The organism is Cyanobacteria bacterium FACHB-DQ100 (assembly GCA_014695195.1).
GTDB lineage: Bacteria > Cyanobacteriota > Cyanobacteriia > Leptolyngbyales > Leptolyngbyaceae > Leptolyngbya.
The window spans coordinates 1-19,451 of record JACJNW010000019.1 but is presented as its reverse complement, the minus strand read 5'-3'; the positions used below and the strand labels follow the sequence as shown (position 1 = coordinate 19,451).

At 47.7% G+C, this 19,451-nt stretch carries 19 protein-coding genes and 1 pseudogene; 3 read left to right on the top strand and 17 right to left on the bottom strand.

From position 1 onward, the window contains the following. Position 1 precedes the first annotated feature (1 nt). The 6 genes from H6F51_04995 to H6F51_04970 form a co-directional block, all read right to left on the bottom strand. Positions 2–1,171 (bottom strand): response regulator, encoded by a 1,170-nt coding sequence (locus tag H6F51_04995; GenBank protein ID MBD1821853.1) that lies wholly within the window; start codon positions 1,169–1,171, stop codon positions 2–4. A 410-nt stretch (positions 1,172–1,581) separates the two neighbouring features. Then, positions 1,582–1,719, bottom strand: a complete 138-nt coding sequence (locus tag H6F51_04990; protein ID MBD1821852.1) for a DUF1643 domain-containing protein — start codon at positions 1,717–1,719, stop codon at positions 1,582–1,584. Positions 1,720–1,779: 60 nt separating this feature from the next. Continuing rightward, on the bottom strand, positions 1,780–2,391 hold the full coding sequence (locus tag H6F51_04985; protein ID MBD1821851.1) for a hypothetical protein: 612 nt from the start codon (positions 2,389–2,391) through the stop codon (positions 1,780–1,782). A 91-nt stretch (positions 2,392–2,482) separates the two neighbouring features. Next, positions 2,483–3,034, bottom strand: coding sequence for a thylakoid membrane photosystem I accumulation factor (locus H6F51_04980; GenBank protein MBD1821850.1), 552 nt, complete (start codon positions 3,032–3,034; stop codon positions 2,483–2,485). Positions 3,035–3,091: 57 nt separating this feature from the next. Further along, the gene (locus tag H6F51_04975) at positions 3,092–3,388 is read right to left on the bottom strand and encodes a hypothetical protein (protein ID MBD1821849.1); all 297 of its coding nucleotides are present in this window, start codon (positions 3,386–3,388) and stop codon (positions 3,092–3,094) included. Positions 3,389–3,414: 26 nt separating this feature from the next. Next, entirely contained in the window at positions 3,415–4,257 is an 843-nt protein-coding gene (locus tag H6F51_04970; GenBank protein MBD1821848.1) for a VanW family protein, read from the bottom strand. A gap of 283 nt (positions 4,258–4,540) precedes the next feature. Here H6F51_04970 and pruA point away from each other — a divergent pair, with 283 nt between their 5' ends. After that, on the top strand, positions 4,541–7,510 hold the full coding sequence (pruA, locus tag H6F51_04965; protein ID MBD1821847.1) for an L-glutamate gamma-semialdehyde dehydrogenase: 2,970 nt from the start codon (positions 4,541–4,543) through the stop codon (positions 7,508–7,510). A 76-nt stretch (positions 7,511–7,586) separates the two neighbouring features. Here pruA and glgX read toward each other — a convergent pair whose 3' ends face one another. Together glgX and obgE are read right to left on the bottom strand one after the other, a co-directional pair. Next, the gene (gene glgX, locus H6F51_04960) at positions 7,587–9,722 is read right to left on the bottom strand and encodes a glycogen debranching protein GlgX (GenBank protein MBD1821846.1); all 2,136 of its coding nucleotides are present in this window, start codon (positions 9,720–9,722) and stop codon (positions 7,587–7,589) included. Positions 9,723–10,072: 350 nt separating this feature from the next. Beyond that, entirely contained in the window at positions 10,073–11,149 is a 1,077-nt protein-coding gene (gene obgE, locus H6F51_04955; protein MBD1821845.1) for a GTPase ObgE, read from the bottom strand. Between the two features lie 130 nt (positions 11,150–11,279). On the opposite strand from obgE, the pseudogene H6F51_04950 reads away from it, so the two are divergent. Further along, a pseudogene (locus H6F51_04950) lies at positions 11,280–11,670 on the top strand (Uma2 family endonuclease). On the opposite strand, the gene H6F51_04945 reads toward H6F51_04950, so the two are convergent. The 6 genes from H6F51_04945 to H6F51_04920 form a co-directional block, all read right to left on the bottom strand. Next, entirely contained in the window at positions 11,667–12,545 is an 879-nt protein-coding gene (locus H6F51_04945) for a ChaN family lipoprotein (GenBank protein ID MBD1821844.1), read from the bottom strand. The pseudogene H6F51_04950 and the gene H6F51_04945 sit on opposite strands and share 4 nt — an antisense overlap. Then, positions 12,542–13,822, bottom strand: coding sequence for an aminopeptidase P family protein (locus tag H6F51_04940; GenBank protein ID MBD1821843.1), 1,281 nt, complete (start codon positions 13,820–13,822; stop codon positions 12,542–12,544). Before H6F51_04940 ends, H6F51_04945 begins: the two co-directional genes overlap by 4 nt. Continuing rightward, positions 13,819–14,442, bottom strand: a complete 624-nt coding sequence (locus H6F51_04935) for a TetR/AcrR family transcriptional regulator (protein ID MBD1821842.1) — start codon at positions 14,440–14,442, stop codon at positions 13,819–13,821. The genes H6F51_04940 and H6F51_04935 overlap by 4 nt, the downstream gene beginning before the upstream one ends. A gap of 405 nt (positions 14,443–14,847) precedes the next feature. Then, positions 14,848–15,066, bottom strand: a complete 219-nt coding sequence (locus tag H6F51_04930; GenBank protein MBD1821841.1) for a type II toxin-antitoxin system HicB family antitoxin — start codon at positions 15,064–15,066, stop codon at positions 14,848–14,850. A 1-nt stretch (position 15,067) separates the two neighbouring features. Further along, positions 15,068–16,456: an asparagine--tRNA ligase gene (asnS, locus tag H6F51_04925; GenBank protein ID MBD1821840.1), complete on the bottom strand. Its 1,389-nt coding sequence runs from the start codon at positions 16,454–16,456 to the stop codon at positions 15,068–15,070. A 7-nt stretch (positions 16,457–16,463) separates the two neighbouring features. Continuing rightward, the gene (locus tag H6F51_04920; protein ID MBD1821839.1) at positions 16,464–16,853 is read right to left on the bottom strand and encodes a hypothetical protein; all 390 of its coding nucleotides are present in this window, start codon (positions 16,851–16,853) and stop codon (positions 16,464–16,466) included. 45 nt (positions 16,854–16,898) lie between these two features. Here H6F51_04920 and H6F51_04915 point away from each other — a divergent pair, with 45 nt between their 5' ends. Continuing rightward, entirely contained in the window at positions 16,899–17,174 is a 276-nt protein-coding gene (locus tag H6F51_04915; GenBank protein MBD1821838.1) for a hypothetical protein, read from the top strand. A 4-nt stretch (positions 17,175–17,178) separates the two neighbouring features. Here the strand turns inward: H6F51_04915 and H6F51_04910 are convergent, their stop codons facing one another. The 3 genes from H6F51_04910 to H6F51_04900 form a co-directional block, all read right to left on the bottom strand. Beyond that, a complete protein-coding gene (locus tag H6F51_04910) occupies positions 17,179–17,808 on the bottom strand; it encodes a HEAT repeat domain-containing protein (protein MBD1821837.1) in 630 nt (209 codons plus the stop codon). 136 nt (positions 17,809–17,944) lie between these two features. Beyond that, positions 17,945–19,327 carry a photosystem II reaction center protein CP43 gene (gene psbC, locus H6F51_04905; GenBank protein MBD1821836.1) on the bottom strand — a complete coding sequence of 461 codons (1,383 nt, stop codon included), beginning with the start codon at positions 19,325–19,327 and terminating at the stop codon, positions 17,945–17,947. Continuing rightward, positions 19,311–19,451: photosystem II protein D2 (locus tag H6F51_04900; GenBank protein ID MBD1821835.1), on the bottom strand; the 141-nt coding region annotated here is incomplete at its 5' end. The genes psbC and H6F51_04900, both read right to left, overlap by 17 nt.

The following is a 19,451-nucleotide window of genomic DNA, read 5'->3' as shown; positions in this document are numbered from 1 at the left end:
TTTAGACTGTTGCGTCGATCGGCAATTCGATCCGCATGATCGTTCCTTGCCTTAATTCGCTCTGCGCTGCGATCGTGCCGCCATGAAGCTCGACGCATTGCTTGACGATCGCGAGACCCAAGCCGCCCCCCGCGATCGTACTCACGTTCTTTGCTCGATAGAATGGCTCAAACACCAGAGCCACCTCTTCGGGTGGAATGCCTAGACCGCGATCGCTCACGATCAGCGTCACTCGATCTCCGCAGTATCGAACTTCTAAATCGATGTCTTCTTCTGAGAATTTGAGCGCATTACTGAGCAGATGAGTCAAAATCAGCCGGAACAACTCAGCATCAAGATTAACTTGTGGTTCACCAAAAAATCGAGACTGGATGCGGTACTGAGGCTCGACAGTAGAAAGAATTTCCAGACACAACTGATGCAGATTGAAGGGAGCGGACTGCGCTTTGAGTGTAGCTGCGTTCGTTCTTTCAAGGGTTAGCGTGTTAGTCAAGATGGTTGTCATGGCTTGAATCGCATCGCGGATTTTTTGGAAATAGCGCGATCGTCGTTCTGATGAGCAGTCTGCACCGAGCCGCTCGATCAATTCAGCCGAAGTGAGAACGATCGCCAAAGGTGTACGAAGTTCATGAGAAATGGTGGTGACAAGTCGTGATTTGAGGGCGTGCAGTTCGTCGAGGGCTTGGGGGATTTCGCTCTCTAGACGTTGAGATTTTGCAGTTTCTTGCTGCAAGCACAGACTCATGATTTCTAATTCAGTCGTGCGTTCCTGAATGACTTTCTCAAGGTGCTGTTGATACTGATACTTTTGCAGTGCAATTTTGATTGCGCCATAGAGAGTAATGGAATCAATTGGCTTTACTAAATAGCCGAATAAATCTGCTGTTTCGGCAGAATGAAGTATGGCTAGATCGGGATAACCTGTGAGAAAAATCACTGGAATTCGCCAGCGATCGTAAATTGCTTGAGCGATGTCAATTCCGGTTTGATCGCCTTTTAATTTAATGTCTAAAAGAACAAGATCAGGTGTCGTATTTGTAACAAGTGATAGCGCGGAAGATGCACAGTCAGCAATTCCAGTGACCGCATAATTCGCGGCTTCTAATCGCGCTCGCAAACTAAGTGCAACAATCGCTTCATCTTCGACAATAGCAATTTTTTCGCCCGCCATTTTAGATTGACCTGTCGGCAGAGGTGTGCGGAATAGCAGGATTTCCAGAACCGAAGACTGCGCGATCGCAGAACAGTTTGATAAAACTAAGGGCGAAATTCATGGCGCTGAATCAATGCTTAAATACGAAAAAATATGAGTAAAAAATGCTGATGAGGGTGCCAAGTATCATTAGGATAGACTCTGCCTGAAACATTAGCAAAAACTTCACTGTAAGGCTAACTCAACTCAATAAAATTTATTCTAGTGACAAAAACTATTTTATTGAGTGTAGTTTATCAGGCAAGTAGCGAATTCTGACACAAGCTTGTCACAAAACTTCTACGAAAGATTAGCATCAGACAATTCTTTCTATCACCTTAAAGGCGTGTTACTACATACTTCTGGAATAGAAATATCAGCTTTCAATGCTATCTACTTCTAATGCTATCCACTTCTAAGGTAGTGTCCCAGCGTTTTGCAAATCCAATACAGCGCCGAATGGTTGGATTATTGTGTTCTGCGTTCGCTGGATTCGGGTTCAGTAGGACAAAACCAACGCGAGGCACAGAATCCCAAGACCGCCACGTGTATTACGATACGTTTGAGTGGGATCAAAAATTGCGCCATCACCCGATCGGCACTCGTCCGGGTCGCACTGCATGAATATATTCACTGCCTGACTCTGGAAATCCTCGACGGTAAACAGCTTCTTCAGGCTTACCCCAACCGAGTTGCAAGATTAGTTCTAGGGTTTCCGCTTTTCCCTGCTGGCTCAAGACTGCCCACTCCGATCGCGCATCAATTCGCTCAATGTCTTCCTGAGTCACCCGTTGATGCAGTTTGCCGCTATTCAGACTCAGATAAGAATCAAATCCGATCGTGACGGAGCGCCAAAATTCGATCACCTTTGCTTTCTCAGCTTTGAGAATTGCCAAATCAGACGGCAAGCTAATTAACTGCTCGTGGATTCTGGGGCAGCGGCACGTTTTACCTTCGATCGTTAGAGCCGTCCAGACGATGCCCGAAACTTGATGCTCGATCTGGTACTGGTGAATGGCACTCCGGAAGTCGCGGTAAGCCGTAAAGCGCTGGATGCCGTCTGAGTTAACAAAGCGATCGAGCAGTGGATTAATTCCAGACGGCATTGCGGCAAGATTTAAGCGTTGCCCGTTGATGCAGGCTTGCCGCTCTCGTGACAGAATTTGGAGTAGTTCCTCAGTGCTGTAGGTGTCGGGCATCTCAGGAAGAGGGGCTAGGTGTCCTACTCGAAATCTTATCGAGGAAATCCGCTCGTGTGGGCTTTCTTGACGTGATTCTTAAGGATCAAGGTTATTTCGTCTGCGGAACCAGCTCCGTGTTGATTTCGTTCACCGGACGGCGTTTGAGAATCACGGACTCCGATCGTGGCAGAAGATCAAAAATGCTTCGGAATTCATCATCGATCTTTTCGTAAGGGATGGTTCCGACTTCGTTGAGCCGCACTTTGCCGTTTTGGTCAAAGACCAGAGTTTGCGGCACAAAGCCTTTGTAGTAGTAGCCAGGTTCTTTCAGGTCAAACTTGTCTTTCACAGGAAGCGAATCGACCCGGATCGGCATAATGTCAATCACGCGACCGTAGAAGGCTTGCGCCTGCGAAACGACGCTGGAGTAACGTTTACAGTCGCTGCTATCGTCGGTGTAGAACACCATCAGGACAGGTTTTTTCTGGTTGAACGCATCCGCTAACGTGACTTTTGGCGGCACCAGTGAGCCGTTTCCGGCATAAAGCGCAAAGATTTCGCCATCAAAGCGATCGTCGTCGAGACTTGCCCAAGCGGGTTGTGCGATCGTGAAACAAAAGAGCGCGATCGCGACAAACGCCAATACGAAGCGGTTAAACATAAAGGTCAGAGAAATGAACGTCACTATGAATCCATTGTGACGGAAGAGGGGAGCAGTTTACTGATCCTGTTTTTCAGGCTTGCGGATGGTGAAGGAGACTTCGTGGGGGAATTTTGGGGTCGAGGATTGAGTGAGGGTTGGGGATTCGACTGGAGGCGCTTCAGGTGTTGGAAGATTGATTAAGTTGAAGGGAAATCCTGCCCGTCGATCGAAGTTTGAGGCGATCGATAAAGCTGCTCCCGCCAAGATAAAAAATGGCAGAGGCAGCGTCAGTTCTTGCGCCCATTGAAAGACTTGAGATAGAGCAAAAAATACCAAAAAGCAAATCAATCCAAACTGTACGGCTGAACTCATGCGTCTTTGTTTCGCGCTACAAGCTCTTATAGTACACCTGATTCTGAAATCAGGACTTCTTTCTGAGTGATCTCAGATAAGTCGATCTCATATTTCACTTCAGCAAAGTTTGTAATTAAAAGTTCTTCAGCTAGATGATTTCCGGTGCGTTTATCGATGCGCGATCGCCAAATCTCATTGGAACGATAAACGCGATCGTTCTTTTGAATAAAGCGATGATTCCGCTCAAAGACATGATAGGTATAGGGCCAATTTGGATCAGTGTAAACTGCACCTTTTAGATGATTTCCTGTGAGCCACACTCGGATTTGAAACGGCTGGTCAGTGAAATTATAAAATCGAAGATCAATGTAGTTGTAAAAAATCCCGGCTCCACTACCAAAGGGTAAGGTACGATTTTCATCGGGAAAGGGATCAAAACTGTGATGATGACGCTCAATCACGGTTAATGGCGTATGAAGCGCCATCCAATATAAAAGGTTGGCTAATTGACACAAACCGCCACCGATCCCGGTTTTGACTTCTCCACGCGAAAGCTGCATTCCCTCAACATAACCCTTTTGTGCAGTCGCCTCTCCGACACAGTTCCAGAGCGAGAAGGTTTCACCAGGTTGGATCACAATTCCATCGATCGTTCGGTGTGCAAGCTGTAGATTAGTAATTTTATTTTCCTGCAATCTTGGATCAGAGTCGCCTAATTTTCGCCGCAATAACGATTGATGTTTAACACAACTAAAGGGTAAAGATTCAGAGCAGTTTTCTTGGGCGAATTGATGACCTTGGAGGCGATCGCTCACTCTGCGAAACAAGCGTTTTTGATGAATGCGGGTGTGGTAAAACAGGGGGTGCAATTCAGAAAGACGGGGCATAGTTTGATTGTTATTTTGTAGGATGCAAAAAATCCTACAGTAGTAGATCATTAAATTCGGAACACAAGTTAAAAACTACAAACTTTGTAACTTACGCTCCAAAAATCTCCTTCCGAAACCGGGAATAAATGACAGACTATAAATATCCTCTGATTTTAGTGAGGATATGTGAATCTTCTTTGTCATTTCCTGCTGTGAGGAACATGACAGATTTGAGAATGGAACTGTAAGAGATTAAACACTTGCCCCGAATCCCAGATTATCTATTGGAGACGTTGAAGTTATGGTGAGTCAGGCTTTTCATGACCGTTACGAATCTCAGACGCAAGCGATCGCACGCCAGCTCCTCAGTGCGACTCGTGAGTCGCGATCGTGGTTGGCTCAGATGCGGGATCAGATGCAGTGGGATGATAAGCTGCTGGGCTGGGCAATGGGCAATCCGGGATTGCGGGTGCAGTTGTTTCGCCTGATTGATTGTTTGCCGTCGCTGCGAAGTAAGCCCGAAATTGCTAGACATTTACAAGAATACATGAGCGATCGTACCGTCGAACTTCCGGCGGCTCTGAAAAGTTTGCTTAACTTCGCTAATGCTGAGTCAATGCCCGGACAACTGGCTGCAACCACGCTGTCTACTGCGGTGGAAACGTTGGCGCATAAGTACATTGCGGGTGAAAATCTCAAGCAGGTGTTGAAAACGATTGAGCGGCTGCGAAAAGAAAAGATGGCGTTTACGGTCGATCTGCTGGGTGAAGCGGTGATCACTGAAGCGGAGGCGCAATCGTATCTCGATCGTTATCTCGATTTGATGGAGCAACTAACCGAAGCCTCGAAATCCTGGTCAAAAGTTGAGCAAATCGATTTTGCCGAGGGTCAACCGCTGCCGAAAGTTCAGGTTTCGGTCAAGCTCACAGCATTCTATTCACAATTCGATCCGTTGGATGAAGAAGGCAGTAAAGCGCGAGTTGCCGATCGTGCTCGAACCTTGCTGCGACGCGCTCAAGAGCTAGGAGCAGCCGTTCACTTTGATATGGAGCAATATGCTTACAAAGATTTAACGCTCTCCATTCTGAAAGCGTTGCTGCTAGAAGACGAGTTTCGATCGCGCTCTGATGTGGGCATGACAATTCAAGGCTATTTGCGCGATAGTGAGCAGGACTTACAAGGCTTAGTTAATTGGGCAAAAGAGCGCGGAACTCCGGTAACAGTACGATTGGTTAAAGGAGCGTACTGGGATCAAGAAACCATCAAAGCGGTTCAGAAGGATTGGGATCAGCCTGTATTTAATGACAAAGCTGAAACTGATGCGAACTATGAGCGGTTAACAGAACTATTGCTCGAAAATCATGCGGTGTTGAATGCTGCGATCGGCAGTCATAATGTGCGATCGCAAGCTCATGCGTTAGCGATTGCCAAAGATTTGAACATTCCCAAACATCGAATTGAGTTCCAAACGTTGTACGGAATGGGCGATAAGTTAGCGAAAGCGATCGTCAATCAGGGCTATCGGGTTCGGGTGTATTGTCCCTATGGCGAACTGATTCCGGGAATGTCGTATCTGATTCGTCGATTGTTGGAGAACACGGCGAATAGTTCATTTTTGCGGCAGAACTTGGAAGAACGTCCGATCGAGGAACTCATCGCTGCTCCGAAAGTAAACGAACATGCTGAACTGAAACCTTTAGATAAGTTCGAGAATGCAGCCGATACCGACTATGCCGACAGTGCCAAGCGCGATCGCATTCAAGCAGCACTTCAATCAGTGCGGCAACAGTTCGGAAAAACCTACTTACCACTAATCAATGGTGAGTTTGTTGAAACCGATCAAAAGCTCAAGTCCGAGAATCCATCGCGATGCAGTGAAACGGTAGGCACGATCGGCATGATCAACATTGAGCAAGCAAATCAAGCGATCGACTCTGCGAAAGCAGCGTTTCCCGCATGGCGGCGGACTTCTGCTAGTGAACGCGCTCAAATCCTTCGCAAAGCTGCCAATCTATTTGAACAACGGCGCGAAGAATTGATTGCTTGGATGACCTTTGAGGTGGGTAAGCCTGTGAAAGAAGGCGACGGAGAGGTTTCAGAAGCGATCGATTTTTGCAACTATTACGCTGATGAGATGGAACGGCTCGATCGAGGCGTAGACTATGATTTCCCTGGTGAAACGAACCACTATCGCTATCATCCTCGCGGAATTGTATTAGTGATTTCTCCTTGGAACTTCCCTCTGGCAATTCCTGTAGGCATGACCGTTGCAGCCTTGGTGACTGGAAACTGTGCTTTATTAAAGCCTGCTGAAACCTCTTCAGTGATTGCTGCCAAAATCGCAGAAGTGTTGATTGAAGCTGGAATTCCTCGCGGAGTGTTCCAATTCATTCCCGGTGAAGGTCATACCGTTGGCGCACATTTGGTTAAGCATCCTGATGTCCACATGATTGTATTCACCGGATCGCAAGCCGTTGGATGTCAAATCTACAAAGATGCAGCCGTTCTACAACCGGGACAAAAGCACCTGAAGCGCGTTGTTGCTGAGATGGGTGGTAAGAATGCTGTCATCATTGATGAAAGTGCAGACTTAGATCAAGCGGTTCAAGGTGTCGTGCAATCTGCATTTGGGTACAGTGGTCAGAAATGTTCGGCTTGTTCTAAAGCGATCGTCCTAGAACCCGTCTACGAAACTTTCCTATCGCGATTGATCGAAGCCACACGATCGCTCAACATCGGAGAAGCTGAACGACCGAGTACAAAAGTAGGTCCTGTGATCGATGGTGAAGCACAACAGCGTATCCGGGACTACATCGAAAAAGGACGGACTGAAGCGGAAGTTGCGATCGAGCTTCCCACCCCCGAAGGTGGCTACTATGTCGGGCCTGTGATTTTTGCCCATGTTCCAGCCGATGCCAAGATCGCTCAAGAAGAGATTTTTGGCCCAGTGTTAGCAGTGATGCGAGCAAACTCGTTCCAAGCAGCATTAGAAATGGCAAATGGAACACCTTACGCCCTGACGGGTGGATTGTATTCGCGTACTCCTTCGCACATTGAGCAAGCACAGGCAGAGTTTGAAGTCGGCAATCTGTACATCAATCGCGGCATTACAGGCGCGATCGTCGCTCGTCAACCGTTCGGGGGCTTTAAGCTCTCCGGCGTGGGTTCTAAGGCAGGCGGAGTCGATTATCTGCTCCAATTCCTAGAACCGCGCGTGGTGACAGAAAATGTTCAGCGTCAGGGATTTGCACCGATCGAGGGCGCGGAATAACTTGATTACCTGCTGCATGAATCCTGTCAGAGATTCATGCAGCAGGTCTACTCAAACAGCAGAGGGTTTTGCACACCTAAGCTTTACCGTTTCCAGATTGCAAGATAACCAACGATCGGCCCATAACCGGAACATTCTTCGTCCCCGTGAAGATAATCTTTTCATCCAGGAAGCGCGGCTCTTTTGTATTGATCAGTGCTGTCCACTTGCGTTGGCGTAACCGCTCAGGCAAAGCAAAATCAATCATTTCCCAATGAGCATTAAACAGAAGTAGGAAGCTATTGTCTTTAATGCGTCCACCTTTCGGGCCTCGATCCGGCAGTTCACTACCATTCAGGAACACCGTAATTGCTTTAGCGTATCCATTACACCATTGCTCAGCGGTCATTTCATTACCATCGGGATTAAACCAAGCAATGTCACTCACACTCGAACCGTGAATTGCTTGACCTTGGAACCAGCGCTGCCTACGGAACACAGGATGCGCTTGACGGAAATGAATCAATCGCTGTGTGAAATTGAGCAAATCCGCATTACGATCGCGCAACTCCCAATCTAACCAAGACAGTTCATTATTCTGACAGTAAGCATTGTTGTTGCCGGATTGAGTCCGACCCATTTCATCGCCCATCACAATCATCGGAATGCCCTGCGACAACATCAAGGTTGTGAGAATATTGCGCTGTTGTCGATCGCGCAGTCTCAGAACTTCAGCATCATCGGTTTCACCTTCCACTCCGCAATTCCAGGAGCGATTGTGGCTTTCACCGTCGCGATTGTCTTCACCATTTGCTTCATTGTGCTTTTCGTTGTAGCTCACCAAATCTCGAAGCGTGAAGCCATCGTGCGCTGTGATGAAGTTGATGCTGGCGTGAGGTCTTCTACCATTGAGTTGATAGAGATCTGGACTCCCTGTGAATCGATAACCAAATTCGCCGAGCTTACCATCTTGTCCGCGCCAAAAGTCGCGCATTTCATCGCGATATTTTCCGTTCCATTCTGACCAGAGAATTGGGAAGTTACCCACTTGATAGCCACCATCCCCAACATCCCAAGGTTCCGCAATCAACTTCACACCTGCAAGAATCGGATCTTGATGAATAATGTCGAAGAACGACGCTAAGTTATCTACCGCATACAGTTCCCGCGCTAGTGCCGATGCTAAGTCAAACCGGAAACCATCAACGTGCATTTCTGTTACCCAATAGCGCAAGCTATCCATAATCAGCTTGAGCACTTGGGGGCTTTGAACATTCAGCGAATTGCCACATCCGGTAAAATCCATGTAGTACCGCTCATTGCCTTCAACTAAGCGATAGTACGTTTTGTTATCAATGCCTCGCAGTGAAAGCATTGGGCCGCAGTGATTTCCTTCCCCGGTGTGATTGTAAACCACGTCCAAAATCACTTCGATCCCAGCTTCGTGCAAAGCTTTGACCATTTGTTTGAATTCTCGCACTTGTCCACCCAGGCTCTTATCCGCACTGTAGCCGGAATACGGCGAGAAGAAGTTAATCGAATCGTAGCCCCAATAGTTGCTTAAGTCTTTGCCGGCTAGATGCCCTGGATGCGCCAGGAAGTGATGCACAGGCATGAGTTCAACCGCAGTCACACCCAGCGCTTTCAAATGCTCGATCGCCGCTGGATGTGCAACTCCGGCATAAGTTCCCCGTAGCTCTTCGGGAATATCAGGATGGTTCTTTGTGAATCCCTTGACGTGCATCTCATAGATTACGGTTTCATTCCAAGGGGTTTGTAGGAGTTGATCGCCCTGCCAGTTAAATGATGGATCAACCACTACACACTTAGGCACTAAATGAGCATCATCTAAATCAGAAAAGCCTAAATCTTCTGCTAGATCGCCCCATCGGTAGCTAAAGATTGCTTCACCATGTTGAACATCGCCGTCGATCGCTTTGGCATAAGGATCAATTAAAAGCTTATTTGGATTAAACCGGTGTCCGCGCTGAGGTTCCCATGCTCCATGAACTCGAAAGCCATATCGCTGTCCAGGTGCAACTCCCGGAACATAACCATGCCAAAGAAAGTTCTGTCCTTGGTAGAGCGGTAAACGCAATTCTGAACCATCTGGATCAAATAAGCAGACCTCGACACCAGTGGCGTGTTCGGAAAAGAGGGAAAAATTGGTTCCTTTTCCGTCCCAAGCTGCGCCTAAGGGATAAACTTTTCCTGTCCAGATGGGTGCATACATAGTGAATAAATCCTAGTGTCTTAAATGAGATTCAGTGCGTTATCTAATGATTTTTTGTGATCGCCTAGCAACGTGATCTTGGTAATGCGGCACAAAGGTTTATTAATGCAATTAATCTAGTTGAGAAGCGTTTAGGTTCCCCTCTACCACGGGTGCCAAGTCGCTTTCTGTCCGAGGGAATGTCTCACTGTTGATCCCCAAAACTCCCTATCTCTGAGGAGCTAATCTGTTCGCCCTTAGGCTATCCCTTACGATGATGTGTTAAATCAATAACAATACAGCGATCGCTGCATTGCTGGATAAGCTGCCAACAATAAAACGATCGCTCACTAAAATAGCGGTCTTTTCTCTTAGCTTCTGGGTTCCAAAGACATGGCTGTTTCCTCGATTGACTCTTCGATCGCGAGTTGTTCTGCTTCTTCCTGCGCTTTCAACTCATCGAGAGTCTGCCAAACTTGCCGCATTAATGTCTCAAGTCCAAAATGTGATACGGCTGAAATTTTGAACACGGTCGTACCGCTCAGTTGTTCTAATTCAGAAACGATCGCGTTCACTTCCTCGCTTTCTGGATCGACCGCATCAAGTTTATTGATTGCAAGAATCTGGAGACGATCGCTTAACCCTCGTCCATAAGCATCAAGTTCGCCCTGAATGGTTTGATAATCTGCGATCGGATCATTGGCAGTGACATCAACCAGATGCAACAGTAATCGAGTCCGCTCCACATGGCGCAAGAAATCATGTCCGAGTCCAATTCCCATGTGTGCGCCTTCGATTAATCCCGGAATATCTGCAAACACAGTGCCATCTCCGGTTGGTTTGCGAACCACTCCCAAGTTTGGAACCAGGGTTGTAAACGGATAGTTGGCAATTTTCGGACGTGCTGCCGATAATGCAGAAATCAGCGTGGATTTACCTGCGTTCGGTAAGCCAATAATTCCAACTTCGGCTAATAGTTTGAGTTCGAGTCGCAGCGATCGTGCTTCTCCGGGTTGTCCTGGAAACGCATTTTCCGGCGCACGATTGCGATTACTCAAAAAACAATGATTGCCTAAACCGCCCCGTCCGCCTTCTGCGATTTTTAGAGTCTGACCCTGTTTGGTTAAGTCTCCGATCACTTCATCGGTTTCGGCATCATAAACCACCGTACCGCAAGGAACTTCGATGATGAGATCGCGCCCCGATGCCCCGGTGCAATTATTCGAGCCGCCTTTCTGTCCGTTATCCGCTTTGAACAATCTCATGTAGCGAAAATCGAGCAGGGTTTGAAGATTTTCGTTGGTTTTGAGAACGATCGATCCGCCGCGTCCCCCATTGCCGCCGTTTGGCCCACCCGCAGGCACATACTTCTCCCGCCGGAATGACACCATGCCATCTCCGCCATCGCCGGCTTGAACCTGAATTTCTGCTTGATCGATAAATTGCATAGCTTTGCGCTGATTCCCAATACTTCTATGTTAAAGGTATGGCGATCGATCAACATTCAATTCTTTATGATCGAGAAAACACACAGATTTCACATCCTAAAATGAAAGCATCTGCTTTAAGGAAGTTCTTATGGTGTTGCAGCAACCCAAACAACAATCCGTTGCGCCGTTAGCGAGCCGCGATCGTCTCACTCGTGCCGAATTCGAGCGTCGATATGCAGCCACTCCAGAAAACTTTAAAGCAGAATTAATTGGCCTATCGCCGGAATCGCGTTCAAGAATACCTTGTTTGGCAAACGTTTGAGAATCAATTGAGCTGGTTTAGACTGGAAAATGAACAGTATGTTTTAGTGGAACCGAATGAGAGTGGCATCATTCAGAGTCAAGTATTTCCGGGATTGTGGCTAGAAGTGGCGGCATTGTTAAACGGTGAAATGTTTACTGTTATGAATACCTTACAACTCGGACTACAATCTCCTGAGCATCAAATCTTTGTCCAGGAATTAGCAGAACGGTCTTAGCGAGTTTTCCAGAAGAAATCGGCAATTGCTTCTTCTTTCAAAAAATGTGCGGGTGGATTCAGCAGCACGGTGGACTGTTTAACCTGCGGAATGCGTCGCGCCACCCGATCAGGAATCCCTTCACCATAAATAATGTGACCTTGACCAACCAGCACAATCATTTGGCGATCGGGATTCTGGTTCAAAAACTGCGCGATCGCATCTGCCATCGTTTCATCCCACAGTACCTGCGCCTGAAAGAATCGCTCAAACCCGCGATTGTTGCCTTTGCCAGAGTGAAACGCATTGAATAGTTCCCGTAAGCGATCGCGATATCGCCCCGGCTCTGCGCGAATTTCAGCGATCGGCGGAATGTAGCGCTTTTCTGCCTCGGTGAGACTTTCTAATCCTTGCCGCGCCACTTTGCGAGTGACTTCTGTAGGAGTATTCAGCGCAATTACCGGTAGCTGATTTTGTTTAGCGAAATTGACGATAGGAGAGTAGAATTCCCACGGGAATCCCCAGCGCTTATCGTATTCGGTAAACTCCCGCAGCATCGTCTCGGTTGACGCTCCTGCTAAATAACGATCTAAGCCTGATTGAAAAGGGCGTTGAAACATTTCCATGCCGATCGCGATCTTGGGATTTTGTTGATAGAGCGATCGAACAATTTCTAACTGAGCGCGATGATCCGCTTCGCTATCATGCGTTTCGCCCAAATAGATCACTCTCGAAGAGCGCAACTGTTTGAGAACCGCTTGAGGATCTAATCTTTGCTGTGTGGGTGTACTGACCGAAATCGCAGCCGGAAGAGTTTGAGCATCGCTGGGTGCTGTCCATAGAACGAATAAGCTCAACGACAATGCACAGAAGTTTGCAATTGATTTCCGAGTCATGAACCTTGCTCCACAATACTTTCAACCAAACTTGGATCAGTTGGTAGCGCAGCACTCAGCACTTCTGAACCGTCTACTGTCACCAACACATCATCTTCAATCCGAATGCCCCGAACATCAGCAAAATCAGTTAATCGCTCCCAGTTCACCATATCGCGGTATTTTTCACGCCGTTGTGGATCATTGAGAATCGCTGGAACTTGATAAAATCCAGGCTCGATCGTCACAACCATTCCTGCTCTTAGGGGTCGATCCAATCTGAGATACCCAAGTCCAAACCGCGAACTGCGCGATCGACCTGTTTCATATCCTGCTAAATCGCCTAAATCTTCCATATCATGCACATCTAAACCCAATAGATGCCCGATTCCATGCGGAAAAAACAACGCATGCGCATCTTGATCTACTAAATCGGCTGCATTCCCGCGCAGAATGCCTAAATCGAGCAAGCCTTCTGCCAGCGTTTCACAAGCTAATAGATGAATATCGCGGTACTCAACACCAGGACGAATTTCATCAATCGCCCGATCGTGCGCTGCTAAGACAATCTCGTAGATTGCCCTCTGAGTTGGCGAAAATCTCCCACTCGCTGACCAAGTTCGCGTCACATCTGATGCCCAACCTGATTGAGCTTCCGCGCCCACATCGGCAAGAATCAGATCAGAAGGTTCGATCGCATGATGGTAATGTTCATTGTGCAAAACTTCCCCGTGTACAGTCACAATGCTGTTATAAGCACAGGTCATGTTATGCGAAAGAATCACACTTTCCATTGCAGCTCGAATCTGGGATTCCTTTTGCGCCTTGAGAGTTGCCTGCATTCCAGTCCGTTGAGCTTCAACCGTCACAGCAACCGCTTTACGAATTTCAGCGATCGCGCTTTCGTCATGAATTAAACGCAGTTGTACGATCGCAGTTGTAAACTTTGGATCATCTGATACTGCTGCAAACTTTGCTATTTCAGATAGCGGGTAAGCTTCATCGGCTCCAATCTCCGCAGCAATCTGATCACAAGTGGGTGATTCACCATGCCAAAGGGCACTCAAAGGATCAGGATCGTCGAGAAACAGCGTCAAGCGATCGCCTTCGATCCGAATCGCGGCTTTTGGCAAAGACAATCCCGCAAAGTAGAGAAAATGACTGCTCGCACGAAAGGGATAAGGATTCGCCGGAAAATTGCGGGGTTTGAATTCTCCCGATCGCAGCAACACCGGGAAATCAATCAATTTTGCAAGCCGTTGTCTTCTAGACTTGAGCGTGTCAGCCAATCGACTCATGAAGTTTTTTCTGCAAGGACTCCATTTAAAAAGATATCGGCAATTCCCTCTGCCATCTCTTTCATTTCATTCGGAGAACTCCCCGGAGCCATAATCGTATCTTGACTAAATCCAGCGATCGTAAACATTCCCAAGAACACCCGCGCTACCATTCTCGGATTCATTGGACGATAAATCCCTTGATCCATCGCGGTTTGAAAGAATGCTTCCGCCACATCGGTCATTTTTTCAACCACCTCAGACTGAATTCGATCGCGCAAATCCGGATGAAACTGCGCTTCCATAAAACAGACCTTAAACAAATCCACATTCTGATGCATATTGAGCATTCGTTTCCGCATTACTTGAGCGATCGCTTTATAGCTACCCATCTCACTCAATTCAGTCAGCAAATCGGTCAGGATCTCGATCCAACCCTGCGTTGCGACTTCAATCAGAATTGCTTTTTTATTCGTGAAATGGCGAAACAGTGTTCCTTCTGCCACCCCCGCTTTTTCTGCCAAATCCCGCGTTGTTGTGCCATCGTAACCTTGCTTTGCAAACAGTTTCAACGCCGCTTTCAAGATGCGGGTGCGAGTCTCAACTTCAGCTTGTTGGGGCAGTCGGTTTGTTATTGCCATCGCTTCAATGAACAGAGCGGGATCACAAATATCGCCTGTTATTTTAATTGTGCAAGCAATTGTTTGAACTGTACCTTAAGTGTTATGGAGTTTACAGATTTCAACCGAAGATATTGCGATCGCTCAATCGATCGTTGCAAAAGTTGATATCTTCATAGTGCTGTATCAATTCTCTTCATAAGCTTGTAAAAACTCTTCGCGTGAGATACTAGCTTGTGTGCAAATCGATCGCAGCGTTGAGGCTTTGATTTGACGATGATTTGGCAGCGTCAAGGGCGTTTCTGTTCCATCTTCGTTTTTTCAGCTCATCGAAATATGCTGCTTCTCCCGTACTACTTGAAAACCAAGCGATTCAAGTGCCCGAAGCACTCTTGCTTTTGGCGCATCTTGTGGAAATTTGGGCATTTAGAGCGCTGCCTCAGCAACAAAGGCTTCTAGCACGAGCGACTCAGGATCGAGAACCTTCTCTCCAAACGTCTCAACATGAAAACGAACTGCCGATTTAACATCCGCTAACGCCTCTTCATAGGTGTCGCCTTCTCCAACGACAACACCTTCGATTCCTAGAGGATAAGCAATATAGCCGTCTGAATGTTTTTCAACAATGATCTTGATTGTTCTCACGCTAAAACTCCACGTTTTGAGGTGTTCGAGGGAATGGAATCACATCGCGAATATTCGCCATTCCTGTCATAAATTGCACCAATCGCTCAAACCCTAAACCAAATCCAGCATGAGGCACAGTTCCGTAGCGCCGTAAATCCAGATACCACCAATAAGTTGCAGGATCTAATCCTTGCTGTACGATGCGACGCTCTAAAACGTCCAGCCGTTCTTCTCGCTGCGATCCGCCGATAATTTCCCCAATTTTAGGTGCGAGAATATCCATCGCCCGAACTGTTTTTTCATCATCACTGAGACGCATATAAAACGCTTTGATTTGCGTTGGATAATCAGTGACGATCGTTGGCTTTTTAAACAATTCCTCAGCTAAATATCGCTCATGTTCCGACTGCAAATCCAAGCCCCATTCAACGGGATACTCAAATTTCTTGTCGGCTTTTTCGAGGAGTTCGATCGCTTTTGTATAAGTAATCCGCTCAAATTGATTGTTAATAATATTCTCTGCGGTTGCTAATACTGAGTCATCAATTCTCTGATTGAAAAACTCCATATCTTCCGGGCAATGCTCCAATACATAGCTGAAAATATATTTCAAAAATGCCTCAGCTAAGTCCATATCGCCTTCGAGATCACAAAATGCCATCTCTGGTTCAACCATCCAGAATTCGGCTAAATGTCTCGAAGTATTAGAGTTTTCCGCTCGAAATGTGGGGCCAAACGTATAGACATTGCTAAACGCCATCGCCATAATTTCCGCTTCAAGCTGTCCGCTTACTGTTAGATAAGCAGGCTTACCAAAAAAGTCTTGCGTATAATCGATATCTTTTTGTTCATTCAGCGGCGGTTGTTTCAAGTTCAAACTTGTTACCGCAAACATCTCACCCGCGCCCTCACAATCGCTTGCTGTAATCACGGGCGTATGCACCCACAGAAATCCTCGCTCTTGAAAGAATTGGTGAATTGCAGTCGCACAGGCATTTCGGACTCGGAACACTGCGCTTAATGTGTTGGTGCGCGATCGCAAATGTCCAATTTCCCGCAAAAACTCAAACGAATGTCGCTTTTTCTGCAATGGGTAAGTTTCGGGATCAGCTTCCCCATAAACCGTGACCGAGCTTGCTTTCAATTCAATTCGCTGCCCTTTCCCTGGAGACGGAACCAGCACTCCCGACACCTCAACCGATGCCCCAGTGCTAATTCGCTTCAGACTCGCCTCGTAATCGGGTACATCCTGATTAATCACGACTTGCAACCCCGCCATCGAAGAACCGTCATTCACTTCAATAAACGAAAAGCCTTTTTGTTCTCGCTTAGTCCGTACCCAACCTTGGATCGTCACGGTTTCGTCAGGTTGACCAGCGCGGAGGAGTTCTGCAATACGTCGAGTCATAACAATACTAAGGGCTAGACAAACTATTAGAAGGAGTCGAGGAATTGGTGGGAGTCGGCGTTTTAAGGGTGATGGATGCCAGCGACCAGCCGATCGCAATGCCCAACCCCCCAAATCGTACCGCCTGCCAGAATACTTCTTTCAAGCCAGACCAAGAAAACAGCCGACTTTCCAGATTCAATTCCAGTTCTTCTAATTGTTGCTCAATTTCTCGTAATTCGGCTTTGAGCGCGGCAGATTTTCTCTGAGTTTGAAGCGTTGCTTTTCGCTGCTGTAACGTTTCAAGCTGCTGTTCGTCCTGCTGAACCTGGGCATACCGCCCTTTCAGTTGATCGAGAGATCGTTCAACGTTCTCTAAAGCCTGCTCAAAGTTAATCTCGTCGGAAGAAGCCGCCATGCGTCAGAATAAGTGATGAACGCTTCATTCTACTCACTCTGAATCATGTCAGACACTCTTTCTTCTCAGCCATCCCTCTCCGAAATTAGTACGATCGAACTCGCTCAAGCCCTCGTCGAACGCCTCAGCATCAGAGATCGCGACTGGCATCGCCTCAAATCAAATCGGAAAGCAAGAGCGATCGAACAATCTGCGGTAGCGCTGGTTTACCTACTGAAAGACAACCCAGAAGAAGCGTTACCCCGATTGCAGCAAGCGGTCGGCTGGCTCGATCGCTCGATTTCTGCGCCACCTTGCCCCACCCACGGCAATCGGAGTTAACCGCTTACTCGCCGATCGTTTCCATCGGAATCATCGCCAGTGCGGTACCTGCTTGCACTCGAACCTCCATGTCCGCATCTTGCATGAGTTGATTCAGCAGAGCAACGACCCGATCGCTGGCTTGCCCTTGTTTTGCCATCTCCCCTAGCTCGACCGCAACGGTTAATCGCACTAAATGATCTGAATCAGTTGCCTGCTGTTGAAGCTGGCTGAATTGCTCCTCGCTATGGTCTAGCTGTCCAATTTCTTCGAGAACTGACGTATGGTGATGTTCTTGTGGCTTAGACTCGATCGACAAGTCCGATTCAACCACATCTGAAATTCTGAGTGAAGTTGCCAAGGAAATATCTGGCTCTGCGATCGGCATCATTGAAGAAATTGCAATCGTCGAAGCTTCAGAACCCTGAGCAGAAGCTTCAGCCTCAGAGAACTCAGGAGCCTCAACTGGTTCGGGACGCTCTGAATCTAGATCAGGTTGCAGTTTGGTTTGATTTGCCTGCTCAAATTTCGCTTCTTGTACAGTATTGGGCTGATAGGAAGTCATTTGGGATTTTAGTTTTGTAGCGGTGCGTGCGGCTGCACTGAGGGCGCCCGCGATCGCGGCGATGATTGTGAGTAATAGTGCAATAGTCATTCTTCTTTACGGTGCAAGTTGATCCTTCTATTGCACTGCAATTTATTTAAGCAATACATCTGACTTGATGCGGACTTTTCTCATGCAAAAAGCCCCCGCACAGGGCGGAGGCTTAGATTTGACCCAAGACTAAAAATTAGTCAAGGTTCGGCATCGACAGCACGGGTTCGGTTTCGCGATCAATTCCTCTCTCGAAGCCTGCAACTGCCGCACGAGCGCGACCTGCATGCCACAAGTGACCGACCAAGAAGAAGAAGCCAACGATGAAGTGGAAGCTTGCCAACCAAGCGCGGGGGTTGACGTAGTTGAACGAGTTAATTTCTGTTGCAACACCACCCACCGAGTTGATCGAACCCAGCGGAGCATGGGTCATATACTCAGCCGCACGGCGCACCTGCCAAGGCTGAATATCGTTCTTGATTTTGTTCAAGTCAAGACCGTTCGGACCACGCAGCGGTTCCAACCAAGGACCGCGGAAATCCCAGAAGCGCATGGTTTCTCCACCGAAGATGATTTCACCCGTCGGAGAGCGCATCAGGTACTTACCAAGACCGGTCGGACCTTGAGCAGAACCCACGTTCGCGCCCAGCTTTTGGTCACGGATCAAGAAGGTCATTGCTTGCGCTTGAGACGCTTCAGGACCAGTCGGACCGTAGAATTCGCTGGGGTAAGCCGTGTTGTTGTACCAAACAAACACCGATGCAATGAAGCCCATCAAGGACAATGCGCCCAAGCTGTAGGACAGGTAAGCCTCACCCGACCAGACCAGCGCCCGACGTGCCCAACCAAAAGGCTTGGTCAGAATGTGCCAGATACCGCCTGCGATGCAGATGAACCCGACCCAAATATGACCTCCAATAATGTCTTCCATGTTGTCCACGCTGATAATCCAGCCTTCGCCACCAAAAGGAGCTTTAGTGAGATAGCCAAAGATTTTAGCGGGGTTCAACGTGGGGTTGGTGATTACGCGGACATCACCGCCACCTGGTGCCCAAGTGTCATAGACACCCCCAAAGAACATTGCTTTGATAACAAGCAGCAATGCACCCAGACCCAAGAGGATTAAGTGATAGCCGATGATGTTGGTCATTTGGTTTTTGTCTTTCCAGTCGTAACCGAAGAAAGACGAATATTCCTCAAGCGTTTCCGGCCCACGAACTGCGTGGTAGATTCCACCCAGACCGAGAACGGCAGAAGAAATGAGGTGAAGAACACCCACAACAAAGTAAGGGAAAGTGTTAATCACTTCGCCACCCGGCCCAACGCCCCAACCTTGAGTTGCCAAGTGAGGCAGCAAGATCAAACCTTGCTCGTACATTGGTTTTTCAGGGATGAAGTGCGAGACCTCAAACAGGGTCATTGCACCTGCCCAGAAAACGATCAGACCAGAGTGGGCGACGTGAGCACCCAGTAATTTACCAGAGAGATTGATTAAACGAGCATTACCAGCCCACCAAGCAAATCCAGATGATTCTTGGTCGCGGTTGCCTGCGAATGAAGGATTAGAGAGCGTTACCACGGGGGAGAACCTCTTCAGGGAATACAAAGTGTTCATGCGGCTGATCCTGAGAAGCCATCCAAGCACGGATGCCCTCGTTCAGCAAAATGTTCTTCGTGTAGAACGTTTCAAATTCCGGGTCTTC

What these genes read in the sequence shown, in the direction of transcription:
- H6F51_04995 (MBD1821853.1), bottom strand. Translation starts at nt 1,171, where the DNA reads ATGGCGGGCGAAAAAATTGCTATTGTCGAAGATGAAGCGATTGTTGCA.
- H6F51_04985 (MBD1821851.1), bottom strand. Translation starts at nt 2,391, where the DNA reads ATGCCCGACACCTACAGCACTGAGGAACTACTCCAAATTCTGTCACGA.
- H6F51_04980 (MBD1821850.1), bottom strand. Translation starts at nt 3,034, where the DNA reads ATGTTTAACCGCTTCGTATTGGCGTTTGTCGCGATCGCGCTCTTTTGT.
- H6F51_04975 (MBD1821849.1), bottom strand. Translation starts at nt 3,388, where the DNA reads ATGAGTTCAGCCGTACAGTTTGGATTGATTTGCTTTTTGGTATTTTTT.
- H6F51_04970 (MBD1821848.1), bottom strand. Translation starts at nt 4,257, where the DNA reads ATGCCCCGTCTTTCTGAATTGCACCCCCTGTTTTACCACACCCGCATT.
- pruA (MBD1821847.1), top strand. Translation starts at nt 4,541, where the DNA reads ATGGTGAGTCAGGCTTTTCATGACCGTTACGAATCTCAGACGCAAGCG.
- glgX (MBD1821846.1), bottom strand. Translation starts at nt 9,722, where the DNA reads ATGTATGCACCCATCTGGACAGGAAAAGTTTATCCCTTAGGCGCAGCT.
- obgE (MBD1821845.1), bottom strand. Translation starts at nt 11,149, where the DNA reads ATGCAATTTATCGATCAAGCAGAAATTCAGGTTCAAGCCGGCGATGGC.
- H6F51_04945 (MBD1821844.1), bottom strand. Translation starts at nt 12,545, where the DNA reads ATGACTCGGAAATCAATTGCAAACTTCTGTGCATTGTCGTTGAGCTTA.
- H6F51_04940 (MBD1821843.1), bottom strand. Translation starts at nt 13,822, where the DNA reads ATGAGTCGATTGGCTGACACGCTCAAGTCTAGAAGACAACGGCTTGCA.
- H6F51_04935 (MBD1821842.1), bottom strand. Translation starts at nt 14,442, where the DNA reads ATGGCAATAACAAACCGACTGCCCCAACAAGCTGAAGTTGAGACTCGC.
- asnS (MBD1821840.1), bottom strand. Translation starts at nt 16,456, where the DNA reads ATGACTCGACGTATTGCAGAACTCCTCCGCGCTGGTCAACCTGACGAA.
- H6F51_04920 (MBD1821839.1), bottom strand. Translation starts at nt 16,853, where the DNA reads ATGGCGGCTTCTTCCGACGAGATTAACTTTGAGCAGGCTTTAGAGAAC.
- H6F51_04915 (MBD1821838.1), top strand. Translation starts at nt 16,899, where the DNA reads ATGTCAGACACTCTTTCTTCTCAGCCATCCCTCTCCGAAATTAGTACG.
- H6F51_04910 (MBD1821837.1), bottom strand. Translation starts at nt 17,808, where the DNA reads ATGACTATTGCACTATTACTCACAATCATCGCCGCGATCGCGGGCGCC.